Below are 20,379 nucleotides of genomic sequence, written 5' to 3' on the forward strand. Positions count from 1 at the left end.
AAATAATGCGCCTTAACGTCTCAATTCGCATTCCAACTGCTCTATCTCATCTGAAGTCTGGAGCATCTTAAGTGAAAGCTGGTACGCCTTTTGGCTTTCTATCAACTGGGACAGTTCCTTTGCCAATTCCACATTTGACATTTCCAGCATCCCCTGCAGTAATTTCCCCCTGGGTTCCTCATTATCCATATTTGCCTGTGAATATACTTCACCATTTTTGTCTGATACGGCATAAACATTGTAGCCCAGGACATCCAACCCATCCTGTATTGGGATTTTAAAGATACCGATGCTCCCAGCCACATCAATCCCTTCGCCTTCATTTCCATCCTCACCATTAACCGAGAGCAGGACAGGTTCCCCATCCGCATCCAGAACCTGGCGTCCCATGGAATCACAGAGATAAAATTCACCATCTATATTCACCGGTTCGAAGCTTCCGTCTCTTGTATAAATCGTATTGTCCGTATCCGGATCCAACAGACCGAAAAATCCTGGCCCTTCTATCGCGAAATCATAATCTCGTCCAGTCTGGTTTAAGGCCCCCGGCTGATACGTAAGGCTATCCGTCTTATCCATACGGATTCCATGCCCTTTCTCTATATTTTCATTCTGTGCTGCCAGTGCTGTGTAGATAAGGTCTGAAAACACACTGTTTTTGCTTTTGTAGCCGGCGGTATTAACATTGGCCATATTATTCGATATCACACTAATCCGCAGCAAATTGCCGGCTGCACCGGCAGCCGCAGTATAAAATGAACTTCTCATACTTTTCCAATCTCCGTCACTGCTTTTCCCATTATAGTATCGTACATCTTAAGTATTTGGGCCGCCCCCTGAATGGAACGCTGGCTGGCAATCATGTCCGTAGTTTCTTTTAAGACATCCACGTTAGATTGCTCCAAGTAGCCCTTCATAACTTTAGGATTCTCCACCAGAAGTTCCTGCTGATTCGTGGTAAAGGTAGAATCCTCTCCCTTCAAAAGCTGAGCATAATCGTCAAAATCCACTATCTCAATACCATCTATCTCTTCACCGAACGGATCATACAGGATACCGGCGGCATCCATATCTATCGCATCCGAATCCAAATAGATATCTCCCCCCTGGCCCTGAACCCGACCCACGCCATTTAATGCCAGCATTCCCTCCTGATCCACGGAAAATGAACCATTTCTTGTATAACAAAATCCCCCTCCCGGCACGGCAATTTTAAAAAAGCCACTTCCATTTATGGCAAAATCGAGATTCCCATCTGTTTGTTCCGGTGCCCCTTCCTCAAAACTGACATTCGCACTGTCCCCAACTTTTGCCATGCTCACAGCGCCTAACTGCCGGGACCCGCCCTTATCTACATTACCTGTTCTGAGAATCATTTCCTCCCTAAAATTCCGCCCCAAATACGTATCCGCTTTATAGCCAGGAGTTTTTACATTTGCCATATTATTGCTGATTACATTCAGTTTCTGACTTTGCACCATCATGCCAGAAGTTAGATTATAAAATCCCTGAAACATAAGATTCCCCTTTCGTATCACCAATTTTCTTCCATATAGGTTTTCAGTTTCTTAAGTGCATTTATATGTATTTGGGATATCCTGGGTTTACTCACCCCCAGCACCCCGGCAATCTCCTTTATACTTAGCTCCTGTTCATAATAGAGAGAAATTACTAGACGTTCATTTTCTCCAAGTGCTTCAATTCCTCTTCTTAAACAGTCCTTTTTTTCATTCCTCAAAGACTGAAGCTCCGGATCTGATTCTTCTCCTACTACTGGGACAGAATCCTTCCACTTTTTATCTGCAGTTTCATCCATAATCAAATCCAAGGATATCATATTAAACAGGGCAATCCTTTGCTGCTGCTCATAATAGTGTTTTAAAGTAATACCAAGCTCCCCTGCAACCTCTTCATCTGTCGGAGGACGTTCCAGACACTCATACAGCCTGTCCCTCACATTCTCCATATTTTTTGCTATTTTCCGCTCGCCCCGTGTCAGCCAATCCTGTTTCCTGGCTATATCAATTATCATCCCCCGGAGTCTTTTCACTACATAACTTTCAAACTTTACATTTTTATCAACTTCGTACCGATCTAAGGCCGTCATGATAACAAAAACCCCCTCATTAATGATATCATCAATCTGAGAAAAATTTGAATATACATTCCACATCTGTTTCGCTATCTGTCTCACCAATGGAATATAGCGCAATGTCAGCTCCTCTTTTATTTCCCGGCTTCTGTTGTGCATATATTCATCCAGAAGTTCTTCATTTGTCATATGAGATAAATCCTGTGTGATTTCCATTATCATCACCCCCCTAGACCGTAATTGTTCCTATTGCTTGTATTTGTATGGTATTCGTAATCTCGCTGAAGGAAAGAACGTGAATATTCGGATAAAAAGGTTCCAACAAACGATATATGTAAACTCTTATCACCTGGCTGGTAAGTATGATCGGTTCCTGGCCAAAATCATCAAATTTTTTCTTTTCCTCTTCCAAACAGGAAACCATACGTTGCATAAGTTCCGGACTTAAGGCCAGATATACCCCCTGGCTGTTTTTCGCCATGCTGGAGATAATCTTCCGCTCTAATTCTCCGTCCAGAACAATAACCCGCATTTGCCCCTCGACACAGAATTTCCTGGTAACCGTCCTTTTTAAATTCACACGCATATCTTCCAGGATTCCATCCAAATCCTTGCCTGAGCCAAAATCCTCTGCCACCGTTTCCATCAAGAGTTCCAAATCCCGTATGGGAATTCCTTCTTTTAAAAGATTTCCCAGTAACTTCTGAAAGTTTCCATAGGAAATCATATTGGGAAATACATCGTTCACCAAATCCGGTGTTTTTTCTTTGAACCTGTTAATCAGCTTCATTGTCTCACGCCTATCCAGCAACTGGTGTGTATTTCTCTTTATCGTTTCCGTCAGATGTGTTATCATGACTGACAATGGGTCGATTACCGTATACCCGTATATCTCCGCCAATTCCCTCTGATCCGGAGTAATCCATCGGCTTGGGATTCCATAAGCCGGCTCAATTGCTTCTATCCCCTCAATCTCACCCGTAGGATTGGACGGCTCCAGAGCCAAATAGTAATCCACCAACAGCTCCCCCCTGGCAGCCTCCTCCCCGCGAATCTTAATCACATACTGGTTCGTTCCCAAACCGGAATTATCCTGAAGCTTAATGGAGGGAATTACAAATCCCATTTCCTGTGCGTACTGTCGGCGAAAGATGACCACACGATTAATCATCCGTCCCCCGTTTTTTTCATCCGCCAAAGGGATTAAACTGTATCCAAATTCCATGGATATGGCTTCCACTTCCAGCATGTCATATACGTTGTCAATATTCCGGTAATACTCTTCCTGGCGTTTTTGCACCTCGGCTTCCTCCAGCATATCGCTATCTTCAGACGCCGCCTCCATTTCCTTCAATTCCTTCACTTTAATACTCTGTAAAATTCTATTACCGCCGAAAAGCAGAATTGCCGCAAGCAGGTACATCTGAAGCTTTGGCATACCCGGTATGAAGGATATGACCACCATAATGGCACCAGCTGCCATAATCGCCTTAGGCTGCGCTGAAAACTGACGTGATACATCCTGATTTAAACTTCCTTCCGCCACAGCCCGGGTGACAATCAGACCGGTTGAAGTAGAAATGAGCAATGCCGGTATCTGGGATACAAGACCGTCTCCTACCGTAGCTAAGGAATAGACGGAAAGTACGCCTCCGAAGGACATGTTGGACTGAACTACGCCTATGATTACCCCCGCTGTGAAATTAATAGCGGTGATGATAATGGACATGATGGCATCACCCTTGACAATCTTTGTGGCACCATCCATCGCCCCGTAGAAATCCGCCTCTCTCTGTATATTGTTTCTGCGGATTTTAGCCTGCTCTTCCGTAATCAGTCCGGAACTTAAGTCGGCATCTATAGCCATCTGCTTTCCTGGCATCGCATCCAGGGTAAACCTGGCCGCCACCTCCGACACCCGCTCTGCTCCCTTGGTGATAACGATAAACTGAACCAGTACAATAATCAGGAAGATAATGAAGCCTACAACAACATTCCCCTGAAGTACGAAACTACCAAAGGCATGAATCACTTTACCAGCATCCCCATTTTTTGTAAGGATGCTCCTTGTAGATGAAATATTCAAACCCAAACGAATCAGGGTGGTCACCAAAAGCAATGACGGAAAAATGGCAAATTCCAATGGATTCCGTATGTTCATCGTGATCAACAAAATTACCAGGGATATTGATAAATTAAATATGAGCATCATATCCAGAGCAAAAGGAGGAAGCGGGATAAGCAATAGCAATACGATTGCCACTACAAAAAAAGAAATCGCATTGTTTAATAATCGTTTCATATTCGTCTATCCTTTCTTCCCTTTTAACTGATAAATATAAATCATTAGATCCGCCACGATGCCATAAAGTTCCGGTGGTATCTCCTGATTGAGTTCGGTAGATGAATATACAGCCCTTGCCACCGATACATTCTCTATAATCTCCACATGGTTGTCCATGGCAATTTCCACAATTTTAAACGCTGTGTGATCCACTCCCTTTGCCACCAGAATTGGGGCCCTGTCACTGCTGATATCATATTTTAAAGCTACTGCCACATGGGTTGGGTTCCTAATGACCACATCTGCAGTGGGAACCGCCTGCATCATCCTCTGTTTTGCCCGCATCCTCTGCAGATTGCGAATCCTGCCCTTAATCTGAGGATCTCCCTCTTGTTGTTTATATTCTTCCTTTACTTCCTGCTTCGACATCATAAGCTGACGCTCATAATCCCACCACTGATACAGGAAATCAAAGGCGGCAATAACACCAAACCACATGATCACCTTAAGTATCATGGAATATATATATTGAAGCAGATAAGATGCTGCTCCCAGAGACGAAATATTCAAACTTGCCGTAACAAATGGCAAACATCTTTTTAAAAACTGATACAGAACCGATAAAAGAACAATAATCTTAATCAGACTTTTAGACAGCTCCACCACGCTTTTCAAGGAAATGATTTTCCTTATCCCTCCAATGGGATTTAACCGACTGAACTTAGGCGTAGCATTCTTCATAGTAAACAAAAATTTTGTCTGACTCCCGACTCCTAATGCAGCCATAAACACCGCCACCAGAAGTAATGGCAAGCTGCTTTTTATAAATTGAAGCAACAGATCTCTTAGATAGTAGCCTCCTCCCAGAGCCTGGAAATCCTTTAACTCTCCCACTCCCACGATGCATTTCTTTGCGTAGGATACTGTACTCTCGTAAATCACCGGAAACAAAAACCTAAGACTGCAGAAACTTCCTAAAAGAGAAACTACAGTCACAATATCCTGGCTTTTAAATACATTTCCCTTTTTCCGCTCATCACGACGCTTTTTGGGTGACGCTTTTTCAGTCTTATCGCCTGCCAATCGGATCACCTCCTGTTATTTAAAATAGTAGAGAGCCATAGCCGCTCCTTCCAACATATTCTCCAGAAGCATCTGAATGTACTCCCCCAAGGGAGAAACCAAAAGCAACAGCAGGAACATTCCTACACAAATCTTTGTCTGTATATTAATCACAAATATATCAATCTGGGGAACCATCTTCATCAATATTCCCACGGCAGCCTCTGTCAAAAGCTGAACTGCCATCATAGGGAAAGCCATGCGCAACGCCATCTCCATACAGTCCTGAAACATCCTTAAGCAGGTCCAGATAAGAGCAGGCATAACAATAAAGTTTCCATAGGGAATCTCTCTTCCTGCCAGCAGAACAATTCGTAGGAACACCAGATGACTGTCAGTAATAAAAAATAGCGCCAACATAAATAAATAATATAGGTTGGCGTTGATAGACATCGATACATTCGACTGCGGATCATAAGCGGTTGCCATGGAAAGCCCCATTCCAAAGTCCATCACTGCACCCGCATACTGAACCACTGCGAAGAACATCTCAAAGATAAATCCAAGTACAGCTCCCACCAGCAGTTCCTTTAAAAGAAGTACTCCATAAACTAACGGGGTTACTATCAGGACTTCCTGCTCCATAGAATGGCTTATCTCAGGAAACAGGTATGCAAATATACTCAAAGCCAGTACCAGAGCGCTTTTTGCCATAGCCGGATAATTCTTCCTTCCCAAAGCTGGATTTAGGAATACAAGACCGCTGAATCGCACGATTATAAAAGAGAGCAACTGCATATCCGTAATAGCCACAGCATCCTCCATTCCTCTTATATCATGGAAAACAGCTTTTTAGTAAAATCCTGAAGGGTCTCCAGCATGTTCCCCCCCTGAAACAGCAGGAACAATGAAATTGCTGCCAGCTTTGGGACAAACGTCACCGTCTGCTCATGGATTTGTGTCGCTGCCTGAAAGATGGCGATTACCACTCCCAGAAGCATACTTCCCAATAAAATAGGACCGCCAATGCGGACTGCCAAAAGAAAAAATTCCCGAAATATGTCTAGTAATTGCCCTGTTATCATGATAGAGACTCCTTTCTGTTAGTAAAAACTTTTTACAATTGATGAAAACAGCAGTTCCCATCCATCCACTGCAATAAACAATAACAGTTTAAACGGGAGGGATATCATAGCCGGTGGAAGCATCACCATCCCCATGGACATTAGGATGCTGGCCGTCACCATATCAATCAGCAAAAAGGGAAGATAAATTAAAAATCCCGCCAAAAACGCATGTTTCAGTTCGCTAGTCATAAAAGATGGCACGATTACCGTCAACGATAAGTCCTCCACCTTGTCCGTAAGCTCCTGACCTGCCATATCTAAATACATATTTAATGTACCTTTCTCTGTCTGCCGCAACATAAACTCCTTAAGTGGCACAGTCGTACGCTTCAGGGCTTCCTCCTGGGTAATTTGTTCCTGCCGGTAGGGTAAGTACGCCTGAACATTAATCTGGTTTAAGGTTGGGCCCATAATAAAGATGGTAAGAAACAGCGACAAACCAGCCAATACCACGTTGGGGGGAACCTGCTGAATCCCCATCGCATTCCGCAAAAAGGAGAGGATAATAATAATCCTGGTGAAACTAGTCACCATAACCACAATACTCGGCAGCAAGGCAATAATCGTCAACAATAAAATAATATCAAGAGTTGGAATATTATTTCCATCTAAAAGGTTCATAACCTGTCCTCCCATATCGACTCCTCTCTTAAGGTAATTCTTCCTTCTTTTCAGCCATCTTTTCTAGAAGAGTTACAAAAGAATTGTGTCCGGGCTGCCGCTTTTCCAACTCAATCATGTCATTATCCTCTAACATTGCCAGCAAATGGATGCCTGACTGGGAGACTCCCAGAAGAAGAATCCTCTCTCCAATCCTAACAATCTCCAGATACTTATCCTGGCCAATCACAAAACGATCCTGGGATTCCATATAACGTGAGCACCGGGCCCGGCCCATTCTTCTCCCCAGTCTCTTGCTAAGCAAACACGTCAAACCAGCAATAAGGAAAAATATGAACATACCTTGAAGCATTGCCATGACTATTTCTATGTCTCCCATGTCTTATTCTCCTTCCGGATTTCTTAGTATTTCCGATATCCGGATTCCAAAATTATCATCAATCACTACTACATCCCCCCGGGCGATACACCGCCCATTCACATATAAATCCACCGGATCTCCTGCCAGCTTATCCAACACTACCAATGTCCCTTTTGTATATTCCAGAATATCTTTTACCATCCCCTGTGTTCTTCCTATTTCTACAGAGATTTCCAGAGATACTCCCATCAAAAGGTCCAAATTTTCTTCCTGCGCTTCCTTCCCTGTCCCAGCTTCCTCCAAAGGATTATAATTCACAGGTCTCGTGTTAATTATTTTATTGGCCGGTGGCTGGACGATCTGCTGCATATTCTGCATCATCATCATAAGCTGCTGCATCTGTTGCTCCAAAGCTGCAGGAGCAGGCTGAGGCGCGGAGGCTGTTGGCGGTATTCCCTCAACTTGGGACGTATTTGCTACCGAATGTCCTCCCATTGAAGGCTGTACATCTGTTACCTGCGGCATTGCAGCAGTTGCCTGTGGAGTGGACACGGGTGGCGTTATGTCTATGGCCTGTGACGGAGCTACACTTGCCTGGGACATTTCCACCGCTGGCGATTCTTTTGGGGAATTCTCCTCTATGTTCATATCCACGTCCTCCCTATACTCTGAAGGAAGGAATACATTTAAGAGTTTCTTGGCTAAATCAACCGACATCACATTGACGAACTCACTTTTCAGTTTATTGTCAATACTTAAAACAAAATTAACAACTACCATCGGCTGAGCCTGAACAAAATATTTCTTTTTAAATTCTTCTTCTGAATGCAGCTCGAATGAAACTGGGGTGGAGATATTCACCGTTTTATTTAGGAACTCCGATAAAGCAGTAGCAGAAGCCCCCATCATCTGGTTCATCACCTCGCAGACAGCGCTTAGATTCATCTCATCCAGTTCAAATTCATCATCAGCAATCTCTACGCCCATGAGGAGTTCAACGATCAGTTTTACGTCCCCACGCTTTAAAAGCATGATGTTTTTACCTTCCAGACCCGAAATATATGTAATTTCAACGCCTATTACCGGTTTTAACTCTTCGAACGAAAACTCTTCGTCTGTAACAATCCTTACCCTGGGAGTGGTAATATCCACTCTGGTATTTAGCATAGTAGATATAGCGGTCGCCGAGGCTCCCAAACTGATGTTTAGTATTTCTCCAATAGCATCAATCTCTATTGGCGTAAAAATATTATTACAATCCATGTCCTATCCCTTTCCCGGCTCTACCCTTCCGGTTTTATATTCTATCTACCGATTTCCAGCGCTTTAGAAGCCATCTGCTTTATGGTATTCAAAGCTGTCAGATTCGCTTCATAGGACCGGGAAGCCGACATGGCATCAATCGTCTCCGCCAATAAGTCTACGTTTGGCATCTCCACATAGCCATCCGGACGGGCATCTGGATGATCAGGATTGTAAACCAAGTCCATGGGACTTTGGTCCAGTACAATGGCTTCCACTTCCACCCCGCCCTTTCTGCCGTTTACTGCCCTTCCCAGGACTTCTTGAAAGGATGTAGAAGGGATTTCACGGAATACTACGGATTTCTTCCGATATGGTCCTCCCCCTTCTGTCCTGGTAGTATCTCTGTTCGTTATATTTTCGGCAGCTATATCCAATCGCAGTCGCTGGGCTGTCATGCCGGACGCACATATATCCATAGAACTTAAGAATGCCATAGCATCATCCTCCTCATCATCCCAATATGCTGGATACCGTTTTGATAATCCGGTCCGGCTTAAACGGCTTTACAATAAAATCTTTCGCTCCCGATTTAATTGCATCAATAACCATAGACTCCTGCCCCATAGCAGAGCACATAACTACCTTAGCCTCAGAATCATAGCTTTTAATGGCCTTTAATGCCTCAAGGCCATCCATATTAGGCATGGTAATATCCATCAGCACCAAATCCGGCTTAATCTCCTGGTATAACTTTAACGCTTCCGCTCCGTCTGGAGCCTCGCAAAAATCCGTATATCCATTCTTCTTCAAAGTATCCTTCACCATCATCCTCATGAATGCCGCATCATCTACAATTAATATCTTCGCCATTTTTATTCACCTCTTTTATTATTATTGCTCTCTTTGCTCTCCCCTTTGGAATCATCTGACTGCATCCAGTTTACCTGCTCCTTAGAAAGGAAATCTACCCCTTTAACATGGTTCACTTCTTCTATCAACACCGCCAGATTATTCTTATACCGCCCGATATGCCCTTCAAACCATGGGCGTTTCGCCACATCTACGGCAACTAGCGAATCCTTAGGTTCATTCAAATTAATAATATCGCCTTCCCTAAGCTCGCGGAGATCCTTCATCGTAATAACGACACTTCCCAGTTTTACAGATATATCCACCGGGGACTGGTTTAAACTGTCCATAATATGTTCAGACATATCCACAAAATTCGTGTTCTTCTCTCTGTATGTCCTTCTGTCATAAATGGCAAAAATATCAGTCAGCAAATCACCCGAGAGACAAATACTGATTCTGCCCCCATTGCCATCTTCACCTTTCACTTCCAAAATAACGATGACTACAGTCTCATCTACGCCGATTACCTGAAGCATTGTGGGATTGTCTTCAATATGCCGATAGCAAAATTCCATATTCACATAGTTATTCCAGGCATCCCCCAATCCCTCTGACAAGTAAGACATGATATTACTGTAAAGGGCGCGTTCAATCTCTGTATAAACGTAATCACTGCTGACTTCCGTATCATCCCCCTCTCCTCCCATCATCCGGTCCATAAAATCCAGCATGATAGGCAGCGTGATATGCATCAGAACTGGCTTGTTCACCCCTTCTCCCTGGAGCATCAAATCCAGAGAAGCCAGGATGTCAGTATCCTTAAGGGCATTGGAGAACTCATAGTAACGCTGCTCCTCTATAGTAGAAACCTGAATTTCACAGCCAAACCGAAACATACTATTCACCTGAGAGACAACAATCCTTGCATATTTTTCGAAGACATCCTGAAGCAACCTTAATTTATCCTTGGTAAATTTCTTGGGGCTGTAAAAATCATACTTCCGGTATCTCATTTCCGGCGAGTTCTCTTTGCTTTTTGTTTTCTCCGTATCATCCCCACTGTTCATAGCCGCCAGCAGCATGTCTATCTGATTCTGTGACAGAACCTCAGCCATATTCTATTCCTGCCCTTCGTCTGTATCTGTACCATATTGTATTTCCTTATATAACTCCCCCAAATTCTTATACTGTGCTCCAGTTTTAGTAATCAATACCTCAACCCTTCTATTGGCAGACCGCCCCTCTGTGGTATCATTATCGGCCACAGGCCAATTATCACCATATCCTACACTGGTCAGCTTGGAAGGATCTATGAAATGTTTCTCCTGTATATAGACCAAAACGGCTGTCGCTCTATTGGATGCAAGGAATCTGTCATTTGCAACAGAATACTGCTGACCGTCCACCCTGGCAGTATGTCCCAGGATTTCAATTTGCTTAATATCACCTGCATATGGGGCCAGGATATTACAAAAATCCTCCAGAACTTCTTCCCCACTCTTCTTTATCACATAGCTGTAACCATCAAAAAAAATCTTGTCCTTGAATGCGATAAACGTAAAGCCCTTGCCTGCCTTAACTTCTATTTCCGTGTTTAGGTTCTTTTCCTCCACCTCTGCCTTTAAATTCTCATAAAGCGTCTGAAAATCCTCTGGTACCTTCTGGACAATTGACTGACTGTCTTCCGGAGGATTTTGCGTTGCCGCTTCAAGCTGGGTGACTGAATTCGGGTTTAAGCTCCTTACCAGGTTAGCCCATTTCGTTTGATCGATAGCGGATATTGCATATAAAAGAACAAAGAAACAAAGAAGCAGGGTTACCATATCCCCATAAGTATCCATCCAGTTGCCACAATGGTCCTGATGTTTTCTCTTGCGCATATTTTATTCCTTCTTCCCCTTTCCTTTTTTCTTCTTTCCGCCTCCGTCCCCTTCCTCCTTGAGGTTTTCATTCAGCCGCTCCTTTAAGTAGCAGTACAGCTTCTCTTTTAAAAATTTAGGATTATCTCCAGCCTGGATGGATAAGACTCCCTCAATAATCAGCTGTTTATACAAATATTCTTCGTCATTGCGGATTGTCAGCTTTTTGGCAATGGGTGCAAAAAACAGATTTGCCAGGAGACAGCCATAAAAAGTGGTAATCAGCGCTACCGACATGCTGGCCCCTAAAGAATCACTGGCCCCATCCGCCAAATTTAATCCCATCAACATATTAATTAAGCCAATCAGAGTACCTGTCATGCCGAAAGCCGGAGCCAGAACCGTTCCCTTTTCATATATACCTATCTCTGTCTCATGGCGGGTAGTCATATAATCCAGTTCATCATTTAACAAGGTTCTTACATCCTGGGGATCGTGAGAATCCACAATCATCATAATCGCATATTTAAAAAATGGCTCCTTTAGCTCCTCCGCCTTCTGTTCAAGCGCCAACAGACCGTTCTTCCTGGCCTCCATAGCGAATTCCACCAGCGTTTCAATGCAAGACATATTGTGAAACCGCTTTCCCTGGAACAGAATCCTCATATGGGATGGAATATTTTTCAGTATTGAGAAAGGATAACTGGCTACAATCGCCATAATCGTACCACCCACAACAATAAATAAACTGGGCATATTTATGAAATTATTAATTGCTTTTATGTCATCCATTGTGATACTCACTACGATGATAACAAAGCCCAATACAATCCCTATGAGCGTAGATAAATCCATCCTATTCCCTCCGCAGCAGCTCCTCTTTACCCTCCGGGTATTTTTCTCCTACTGGCCGCATGATTTTCCGTTTGAATTCTATAATTTTTTCAACTACCTGTTCCCCGCTGTCCTGAACAATATAAAATTCCTTATTCATCATGACAATCTTCGTTTCGGGGATAAACTTTACCATTTCTATCTGATCCTCATTCAAATAAAACGGCTCACCACTTAACTTATGAAGTTCTATCATTTTTTCTCCCGTTTAACCGCTGCAATGATTCCATCGGCCCTCTCAACAGATTTTCCAACTACCGTTTCATATTGACAAGCTGCTCCAGCATCTCATCGGTCACCGTGATAATCTTCGTATTGGCCTGGAAACCTCTCTGTGTTGTGATCATTTCAGAAAATTCCTGGGCAATATCAACATTCGATCCTTCCAGGTAACCAGACATCAAAGAACCGGCTGTCTTACCCGCTCGAATAATGCTGGCTGTTCCGGCAGCCCCGGAATTATCGGAGGCGCCCATCTCGAAATAGTAACCATCTTTTTTTATCATGCCCCCTGGGTTATTCACATTAACAAGGGCGATATAACCCATTTCATAGTTTTTGCCTTCCGAGTCAGTAGCTGTAATCTTGCCGTTTCCATCAATGGAGTATTCCGTAAAGGGTTTCCCCCCTATCGATTTCTCCCCAATCTTAATGGGCTCCAGGTCGGTGGTGGCATCATCAAAATCCCAGGAACCATTTGCCTTGGTCATGCCGGTAATTGCAGTAGCAGTTCCGTCAGCATTATGAGCGGTGGCGGTAGCTCCATAGACGTAATTGCCCATGCTGTCCATCAGGTATCCGTTCTTTACCGTAAACTGACCACTTCTAGACAAATAGGAGTTGTATGGACTGGCATTTTGTTCAAAAGGGCCTACCATAAAGAACCCCGGGCCATCGCAATATACATCCGAGTTGTATCCTGTATAGCTGGGATAACTCGGAGTAAAATTCGTTCTCACGGCTCCTAATACCGATCCATACCCCAGCTGGGAAGCATTGAGTCCACCGGTACCTCCCGCTACGGCTGAGGCGCCTGATGGCTTCGTTAAGCTGGAATAAATGGAATCCTTGAAGGTGGCTGACTGGCTCTTATACCCTGTGGTATTGGCATTGGCTATATTATTACTGATTACATCCATCTTAGACTGATGTGCTTTTAATCCGGCTATAGCGGCAAACATTGATCTTACCATTTTACTTTTTCTCCTTTGTCATCATCAAAATAAGGCTTCACTGGAACATCTGACTGATTGCTTTCTCTCCCAGGCCCATTATCCTTACCTTCCTCATCCGTTACGGTACTGCGCTGTCCGACTGCCATAACAGAACTTATGGGGTATTCCTCGCTTTGACCATCCAGATAGATGACCGGAGGAGAAAACGCTAAGTTTACACCGGTCACTGTCCCCTTAACCGTCTTCTGTTGCCCATCCTTAAATATGACAACCTCAGCTTGCTGTCCCAGCAGTCCTGATGCGTATTGATTCGTGGACATCTGTGTCATCTGGGACATGGATTCGATTGTTGCCATCTGGACTAATTGATTAAGCATCTCCGAATTATCCATGGGACTGGTCATATCCTGATTCTGAAGTTGGACCGCCATCAGTGTATAGAAATCCTCCAGAGTCAGGGAATTCTTTGCCACCCTGGATGATTGATTCCTATTTCCCGAAGAGGAAACAGTAGTACGCGCAGCGGAGCTGTCCATCATACCGATATCTGTCATAACAATTACCTCCTGTCCATTATAGTTCCTCCAAGCCAAGTCTCAGCTTCTCAATAAAATCAGCTGCTTCATTGTTTCTGCCCCCGCCATCCTGCTTCTTTTTCCCATTTCCATTTTCAGGATTCCGTCCCCCGGAATGCCCCTGATCTCGGTTCCAGGAAAGCAATGATGCCTCCTCCTGTCTGATATCTATGGAAACAGGAGTCTCCGTGTAGTATTTGATAAGCCTTCCAATCTCCGATACATTCTTTTCCAGCAACAAGGCCGTTTTTTCACTGGCACAGCACAATTCAACGCGGGTCCCTTCCTTGCCTGTCCGAAACTTAATAAGGATATTTCCCAAGGTCTCCGGTTCCAATTGAATCTCCAGAGTCCTCCCACTATTCGACAGCCCATTCGCAATGTGGTTCGACAGCGCTCTCGAAAACTCTGGTTTGTATTCATGATATGGCTGGGCTACCCTGATTTTTACTGGCTCATTAGAAGTCGGTATATGATAGGCTTCTCTTGATGAGGAGAGCATCAGCCCGCCTTCCTCCTCTCCTGCCTTTTTTCCTTCCGGCGCATGGTCACTCATATAGTCCCCTGACTTTTGTCCTGCTTTGGAGGATGTTTCTTGTCCCTGAATGTTTCCTGCGGGAGCCAGTGCCGTCCATCCATCCACCTTACCGATTGAAGGATCCAGGCCAAATCCAGCATTCATCGTTACTCCACTCTCTCCCCGGAAACGGATGCTGAATTCTTCCCCCATTCCTTGGCCCGGACCATTTCCCCCTCTCTCCCTAATAACAGTTTCCCTTTCCGATGAAGATTGAGCCAAAAATCCAGCCTTTCCGCTACTTTTCTCCCTGATTGAACGGGAAATCCATTCTTCTCCTCCCCAAACAGGAGGCCCTTTTTTTCCTGAATATTCAAACGTTTCTCCGTCTATACTGGTAAGGACAGCGGAAAGACCTGTCCTCCCTCCCATGTCTGCCGCATCCTGTTGTCCATCCACTAAGAAGGGGTTCATACAAGCCCCTAGTTCTAAAAGTTCATAGAATACGCTCCCTTCATCTTCCTTTTTTCTTTTATCAGTAACTGCTATTTTTCTTGTCGGCTGCATGACAGCCGCATTCACTCCCGCATTCATCTTCCTGCCTCCTGTCCATGCTATATACGAACCAAAGCCTTACGATTATTAGAGATGTACTCCTCAATTTCCTTTTCCATCTGCTTCTGGAAGCCAATCTGGTATTCCTCCAGTCTGCGCCCCTTCAATTTTTCCAGGGATGTGCTTTCTTTTTTTACCTCCAGCAGCTGTTGCCGTTTTATCTCTTCCTGTCGCTGAAGCAGTTCTAAGTCCTGCCTGGCATTTCGGATTCGGAATCCTAACGTATCTAAATAATTCTCATAGATATGCATGCTCATGGCATCCATTCCGTTCTTCTGCTTCTCATTGAGAATTTTGCAACAATCCTCGTATTCCTTATCTAATCCGGCTAATATCTCTTCTTTTTCCCTGATTTTTGCCATGATGGCCGCTTCTTCCCCCACCAGGTTGTCCAGAATCTGGCTCTTATAGTCCAAAACCTTTTCTAATTGAAAATGAAATCTCCGCATAACCACTTCTCTCCTATCAGTCACTCAAGATTTTTTCCATCTCTGACACAACCTCATCATGTGTAAAGCTTTCATTCACGCCCTGCATCAGGAACGCGTTTACTCTATCTATCCTGCTTATTGCCTGATCAACTTTCTGACTCGTCCCCATTTTATATGCCCCTATGGAGATTAAATCCTCATTTTTAGAATATGTGCTTAAAATATCCCGGATCCCCGAAGCCAGTTCCTTCTGCCGTTCAGAAGCCACACTGGACATCAGCCTGGATATACTGGCATTGATATCAATTGCCGGGAAATGGTTCTCATTTGCCAATTTCCTGGTTAAGACAATATGACCGTCCAAAATCCCCCTAACCGTATCAGCAATAGGTTCATTTGTGTCATCACCTTCCACCAGAACAGTATATACACCAGTGATAGAACCTTCTTTAAACCGCCCGCTCCGTTCCAATAGTTTTGGGAATTCTGTATATATAGAAGGGGTATATCCTCTTGCCACAGGCGGCTCTCCCAGGGAAAGTCCGATTTCACGTTTAGCCATGGCAAAACGTGTTAAGGAATCCATCATGAGAAGCACATCCTTTCCCTGATTCCGAAAGTACTCAGCAATGGTTGTTGCCACCATCGGGCATTTCATTCGCATCATGGAGGATTCATCCGAAGTAGCAACTACAACAACTGAGCGTTGTCTTCCCTCTTCCCCCAAATCCCTCTCTATGAACTCCCTAACTTCCCTTCCACGTTCCCCCACTAAGGCTATGACATTAATATCCGCCGTAGAGTTCTTAGCAATCATACCCAAAAGAGTACTCTTTCCCACTCCACTACCGGCAAATATTCCAATTCGCTGCCCTTTACCTATGGTAAGCAACCCATCAATAGCCTTCACCCCAAAGTCAAGACGTTCCGTAATAGGCGGACGTTTCAAAGGATTCGTGTAAGTATTTTCCACATAACAAAATTGGGAATCCGAGAACCTCTCCCCAAAAATAGGTCTCCCCATGGCATCAATGACACGGCCTTTCAGGAAATCACCAACCGGGATTTTTAACCGCTTCTTTGTGCTCCTCACAATACTTCCTGAGGATATACCATTAGTATCTTCATACGACATCATCTGGATTTTATTCTGTTTAAATCCTATTACCTCCGCAGGAATATGGCGATTTTCCCTCTCATCATATATCATGTATATCTCACCGATACTAGTCCTTCCGCCTGATGCCTCCAGCAGCATCCCTTCCACATTCTCTATTTTACCAATCCTGCTGATAGTCTCTGATTTACGAATCAATCCTGGCAAATCTCTAAACTGCATAAACACATCTCCTCTATGCATTATCAAGAAGCTCCCTGATGTTAGCCATCTGAGTATTCACGCTTAAATCGACTATTTCATCTGGAAGTTCCAGGATACAGGTTCCCTGCTCCTCATTTTCCATTTTTATAATTTTCACATTGGAGGAAAGATCAGAAAGTGTATTTAAGAATTCCACATCACCCTCTATCATCACATCCATGTCATATTTTGATACATATACCTTAGCCCATTCCTTCTTCTCAAGTTCTCCTGCAGCTGATGCAATCATATGTTTCATCGTCTCGCCACTCGTGCGCAGGCTGACCCTAATGACCTTTTCCGCTATCGCAACCGCTATATTCTTAAGTTCATCCAGATACTTTTCCAGTAATTCTTTTTTTTTCTGCTCCATCCCTTCAATACAGCTTTCCAGGAGTTTTCTTGCTTCTTCCCTGTCCTTTTCAAAAAGTTCCAAGTGTTCCTTCTTAGCCTGGTCAAATCCATCCTCTTTTCCCTCTAGATACCCTTGAGCATATCCCTTTCTCTGGTACTCCTCTTTTAAAAGCTGCCCTTCTTTCCTGGCAGTATTAAGAATCTTCTCTGACTGCTCTACTGCCTGGACAATACATTCCTCCGCATATGTATCTTCAATCTTTTCCGATTCTTCCAGTCTGTCTGCCTTCTTCCACCCAACAAGCTGTTTATCCCTCGGATATATATATGGACTTGCTTCCCGCTCCCCGTATTTAATAACCTTAGACAATGATCTCGTCCTTTCCACTCTTGCTGATTACAAGTTCTCCCTGCTCCTCTAAGTTTCTGACTATATTGACAACACGCTGTTGGGCCTCTTCCACATCCCTTACACGCACATTGGTAGTAATCTCCAAGTCGGAAAGCACTCCTTCCGCCATACGCTTTGACATATTAGACAAGATTAAATTAAATAGATTCTTATCACTGATTCCCTTAAGCGCGTATACAAGATCCTTGTTATCGCAATTTCTGATTACCTTCTGCAAGGAACGATTATCCAGAGTTGCCAAATCCTCAAATACAAACATCTTCCTACGAATCATATCGGCCAGCTCTGCATCATGCTTATTTAATTCTGCAAAAATAAGTTTTTCACTGCTTCGCTCCACATTATTCATCAGCTCAGCAGCATAATCAATACCACCAATCGTAGTAAAGTCAGCAGTATATAGACTTGAAAACATCTTTTTTATTTCCTCTTCCACAATTTTCACAGCTTCCGGAGAGATGCGATCCATCTTGGCAATCTTCTCAAAAACTGACATTTTCTTCTTTTCAGGCAAAACATCAATGATTGCAGCTGCCAAATCCGGCTCCATATAAGAAAGCACCAATGCTATTGTTTGAGGACGTTCTCTGGAAAGTACAGGTACCAGACTCTTGATGTCATTTTTCCTTAAAAAACTAAATGCACGGTTTTGCAAAGATTTGGAAACCTTGGACAAAAGGCTTGCTGCGGTTGCCTCGCCAAATGCCTTTTCCAAAACCGTTCTGGCATATTCTAACCCACCGTCTGTTACCACTTTTTGAGTCAGGCACAGCTTGTAAAACTCATCTAGTACCCCCTCCGCCTCCTCAGATTCCATATGCCCCAGCTTCGCCACCTCTATGGTCAACTTTTCTATATCTGACTGTTCTAGATATTTGTAAATCATCGAAGCGCGTTCCGCTCCTAGGCAAACAATAACTGCAGCAGCTTTTTGCAAAGGAGTTAATTTACCGTCACTCATCAATTACCCTCCTCCGATCTCACCCAACTACGCAGCAGTGCAGCGGATATCTCCGGATTATCCTCTGCAAAACCTTGAATTTGACTTTTAATTCGGCTTCCTTTATCTATTGTTAAGATTTCCTCTTCCGGTGCCTCTTCCTCCGCCGGAGATCCCAGCGGAATTTCTGCCTCTAACTCTGCTAAAAGCTTCTTTTTATTCCGTTTCTTGATGCCCATTACACTGAAAAAAATCAGAAGAAGCAACAACAGCAGGATTCCTCCCAGAACAAACGGCAGATACCTCATCCTATCCGCCTCAACCTCCGTTGGCGAAACTGATACCGCAACCTCAAGGGTATTTGCATTATTATAAAAATCCGCCATAACAATAGATATTTTCTCATTCTGCAATTCTGGGGCAATTCCTGCCGCTCTGGCCACCAACGCTACCAGTTGGGCAGTACCTGGCCCTCCTCCGATAACTGCTTTCTGATTAATACTTATTGCGACGCTAACATCAGAGATTGCACCACTGTCATTCTGTCCCTGAACCTTTTTCTGATTCAGTTCATATGTTGTCTCTGAATTACTGCTATAGAAATCGGCAGTAGTACCTTGTCCAGCATTATATTGGGTCACATTGGTATTAGACTGTGTACCAGGTATGCCAGCAGCACCTGCTTGCTGGCCATTCCCCTCGGAGCTTAAGGTCTGCCGGCTGATGTAACCTGAATTATTCTGTGTATCCGGGGCGCTATAACTCAGTTCCTCAGAAAGGATCCTCTGCATATCTGCTGTGCACTTAACAGAAACATTAACATTACCACGGCCATAAATCCCTTCCAAGACATTCAGTATATTATTCCGGAGTTTTGCCTCTTCCCGGCTTTCATACTCCAACTTCTTATTCCCATCAACAGTTTCCGAATCACTATCCTTCACGGCGGATACATCCACGCCGTTTCCATCCAAGACTGCGACATCCCCCAATTCCATATCTGGAACCGCTTTTGCTACCAGTCTCTGTATCGCCTCCGCCTGTTCTCGAGAAGGGGAACCGCCATCATACATATGTACTACAACATAGGCCGATGCTCTCTTTGTATTGTCCGTGTTCAATATGTACTTACTATCCTTGGCCTGACTTATGGTAACAACAGCACTTTTTACACCGTCAAGCGTACGGATGGTAGAGCCAATCCGTTCCTGAAGCTGATAAAGCTTGTAGGTCTCCTTCTCCGATTCTGTAGACATCATGCCCGCATGCTCTGTAAACACGTCATAGGAAAAACCACTTTTGGGATAGCCATCAACTGCCAGCATTCCTCTTGTCTTATCCACCGAATCCTTCGGAACAAGAACACTCCCCTGTTGATTATAATGATAAGGCACTTCCATATCCTGAAGTTTAGCCATAACTTCCTTGGCCTCCTCTTCATTCACGCCAGAAAACAGTACCGCATAATCAGTATTATTAAGCGCCATTGCCAGGGCCGCCGAAAGAATCAGCAGCCCCGACACCGTTATAGCAATAATTTTTTTTGTTCTTCCTGATAGATTTTTAAAGAAATCTTTCATTCTGTCCAGTTGCTTCATCTGTC

24 protein-coding genes are annotated in these 20,379 nt (G+C 43.9%); all 24 read right to left on the reverse strand.

Annotated elements, in window-relative coordinates; genetic code table 11:
- Window positions 1–12: 12 nt before the first annotated feature.
- The 24 genes from H8S75_RS21390 to fliF are packed head-to-tail and all read right to left on the reverse strand — an operon-like array spanning window position 13 to window position 20,374.
- Window positions 13–768 carry a flagellar hook-basal body protein gene (locus H8S75_RS21390; protein WP_187023290.1) on the reverse strand — a complete coding sequence of 252 codons (756 nt, stop codon included), beginning with the start codon at window positions 766–768 and terminating at the stop codon, window positions 13–15.
- Complete coding sequence (locus H8S75_RS21395; protein ID WP_187023291.1) at window positions 765–1,517, reverse strand: flagellar hook-basal body protein; 753 nt, start codon at window positions 1,515–1,517, stop codon at window positions 765–767. The genes H8S75_RS21390 and H8S75_RS21395 overlap by 4 nt, the downstream gene beginning before the upstream one ends.
- A 17-nt stretch (window positions 1,518–1,534) precedes the next feature.
- Entirely contained in the window at window positions 1,535–2,308 is a 774-nt protein-coding gene (locus H8S75_RS21400; RefSeq protein WP_187023292.1) for a sigma-70 family RNA polymerase sigma factor, read from the reverse strand.
- 13 nt (window positions 2,309–2,321) lie between these two features.
- Window positions 2,322–4,394, reverse strand: a complete 2,073-nt coding sequence (gene flhA, locus H8S75_RS21405) for a flagellar biosynthesis protein FlhA (protein WP_187023293.1) — start codon at window positions 4,392–4,394, stop codon at window positions 2,322–2,324.
- A 6-nt stretch (window positions 4,395–4,400) separates the two neighbouring features.
- Complete coding sequence (flhB, locus tag H8S75_RS21410) at window positions 4,401–5,459, reverse strand: flagellar biosynthesis protein FlhB (RefSeq protein ID WP_187023294.1); 1,059 nt, start codon at window positions 5,457–5,459, stop codon at window positions 4,401–4,403.
- Between the two features lie 15 nt (window positions 5,460–5,474).
- Window positions 5,475–6,263 (reverse strand): flagellar biosynthetic protein FliR, encoded by a 789-nt coding sequence (locus H8S75_RS21415; protein ID WP_349768964.1) that lies wholly within the window; start codon window positions 6,261–6,263, stop codon window positions 5,475–5,477.
- A gap of 5 nt (window positions 6,264–6,268) precedes the next feature.
- Window positions 6,269–6,523: a flagellar biosynthetic protein FliQ gene (locus H8S75_RS21420; protein ID WP_187023296.1), complete on the reverse strand. Its 255-nt coding sequence runs from the start codon at window positions 6,521–6,523 to the stop codon at window positions 6,269–6,271.
- Between the two features lie 18 nt (window positions 6,524–6,541).
- Window positions 6,542–7,186, reverse strand: a complete 645-nt coding sequence (gene fliP / locus H8S75_RS21425) for a flagellar type III secretion system pore protein FliP (RefSeq protein WP_330362879.1) — start codon at window positions 7,184–7,186, stop codon at window positions 6,542–6,544.
- A 28-nt stretch (window positions 7,187–7,214) separates the two neighbouring features.
- Entirely contained in the window at window positions 7,215–7,565 is a 351-nt protein-coding gene (locus tag H8S75_RS21430; RefSeq protein ID WP_187023297.1) for a flagellar biosynthetic protein FliO, read from the reverse strand.
- Between the two features lie 3 nt (window positions 7,566–7,568).
- On the reverse strand, window positions 7,569–8,810 hold the full coding sequence (fliY, locus tag H8S75_RS21435) for a flagellar motor switch phosphatase FliY (RefSeq protein ID WP_002570069.1): 1,242 nt from the start codon (window positions 8,808–8,810) through the stop codon (window positions 7,569–7,571).
- A gap of 41 nt (window positions 8,811–8,851) precedes the next feature.
- On the reverse strand, window positions 8,852–9,286 hold the full coding sequence (gene flgC, locus H8S75_RS21440) for a flagellar basal body rod protein FlgC (protein ID WP_187023298.1): 435 nt from the start codon (window positions 9,284–9,286) through the stop codon (window positions 8,852–8,854).
- A gap of 16 nt (window positions 9,287–9,302) precedes the next feature.
- Window positions 9,303–9,662: a response regulator gene (locus tag H8S75_RS21445; protein WP_002570071.1), complete on the reverse strand. Its 360-nt coding sequence runs from the start codon at window positions 9,660–9,662 to the stop codon at window positions 9,303–9,305.
- A 2-nt stretch (window positions 9,663–9,664) separates the two neighbouring features.
- Complete coding sequence (locus H8S75_RS21450; protein WP_187023299.1) at window positions 9,665–10,759, reverse strand: flagellar motor switch protein FliM; 1,095 nt, start codon at window positions 10,757–10,759, stop codon at window positions 9,665–9,667.
- A 3-nt stretch (window positions 10,760–10,762) separates the two neighbouring features.
- Window positions 10,763–11,524, reverse strand: coding sequence for an OmpA/MotB family protein (locus H8S75_RS21455; protein WP_187023300.1), 762 nt, complete (start codon window positions 11,522–11,524; stop codon window positions 10,763–10,765).
- A 3-nt stretch (window positions 11,525–11,527) separates the two neighbouring features.
- Window positions 11,528–12,358: a motility protein A gene (locus H8S75_RS21460; RefSeq protein ID WP_187023301.1), complete on the reverse strand. Its 831-nt coding sequence runs from the start codon at window positions 12,356–12,358 to the stop codon at window positions 11,528–11,530.
- A gap of 1 nt (window position 12,359) precedes the next feature.
- A complete protein-coding gene (locus H8S75_RS21465; RefSeq protein ID WP_002570075.1) occupies window positions 12,360–12,593 on the reverse strand; it encodes a flagellar FlbD family protein in 234 nt (77 codons plus the stop codon).
- Between the two features lie 58 nt (window positions 12,594–12,651).
- The gene (locus H8S75_RS21470) at window positions 12,652–13,590 is read right to left on the reverse strand and encodes a flagellar hook-basal body protein (protein WP_002570076.1); all 939 of its coding nucleotides are present in this window, start codon (window positions 13,588–13,590) and stop codon (window positions 12,652–12,654) included.
- Window positions 13,584–14,126 carry a flagellar hook assembly protein FlgD gene (locus H8S75_RS21475; RefSeq protein WP_002570077.1) on the reverse strand — a complete coding sequence of 181 codons (543 nt, stop codon included), beginning with the start codon at window positions 14,124–14,126 and terminating at the stop codon, window positions 13,584–13,586. Before H8S75_RS21475 ends, H8S75_RS21470 begins: the two co-directional genes overlap by 7 nt.
- Window positions 14,127–14,145: 19 nt before the next feature.
- Window positions 14,146–15,258 carry a hypothetical protein gene (locus H8S75_RS21480; protein WP_187023302.1) on the reverse strand — a complete coding sequence of 371 codons (1,113 nt, stop codon included), beginning with the start codon at window positions 15,256–15,258 and terminating at the stop codon, window positions 14,146–14,148.
- A gap of 20 nt (window positions 15,259–15,278) precedes the next feature.
- Complete coding sequence (gene fliJ / locus H8S75_RS21485) at window positions 15,279–15,728, reverse strand: flagellar export protein FliJ (protein WP_002570079.1); 450 nt, start codon at window positions 15,726–15,728, stop codon at window positions 15,279–15,281.
- A gap of 16 nt (window positions 15,729–15,744) precedes the next feature.
- Window positions 15,745–17,049, reverse strand: a complete 1,305-nt coding sequence (locus H8S75_RS21490; protein WP_002570080.1) for a FliI/YscN family ATPase — start codon at window positions 17,047–17,049, stop codon at window positions 15,745–15,747.
- Window positions 17,050–17,062: 13 nt separating this feature from the next.
- A complete protein-coding gene (locus H8S75_RS33400) occupies window positions 17,063–17,812 on the reverse strand; it encodes a FliH/SctL family protein (protein WP_187023303.1) in 750 nt (249 codons plus the stop codon).
- Window positions 17,787–18,797 carry a flagellar motor switch protein FliG gene (gene fliG / locus H8S75_RS21500; protein WP_187023304.1) on the reverse strand — a complete coding sequence of 337 codons (1,011 nt, stop codon included), beginning with the start codon at window positions 18,795–18,797 and terminating at the stop codon, window positions 17,787–17,789. The genes H8S75_RS33400 and fliG overlap by 26 nt, the downstream gene beginning before the upstream one ends.
- Entirely contained in the window at window positions 18,797–20,374 is a 1,578-nt protein-coding gene (gene fliF, locus H8S75_RS21505; RefSeq protein ID WP_187023305.1) for a flagellar basal-body MS-ring/collar protein FliF, read from the reverse strand. Before fliF ends, fliG begins: the two co-directional genes overlap by 1 nt.
- Between the last annotated feature and the right edge of the window lie 5 nt (window positions 20,375–20,379).

The organism is Hungatella hominis, assembly GCF_014288005.1.
GTDB lineage: Bacteria > Bacillota > Clostridia > Lachnospirales > Lachnospiraceae > Hungatella > Hungatella effluvii.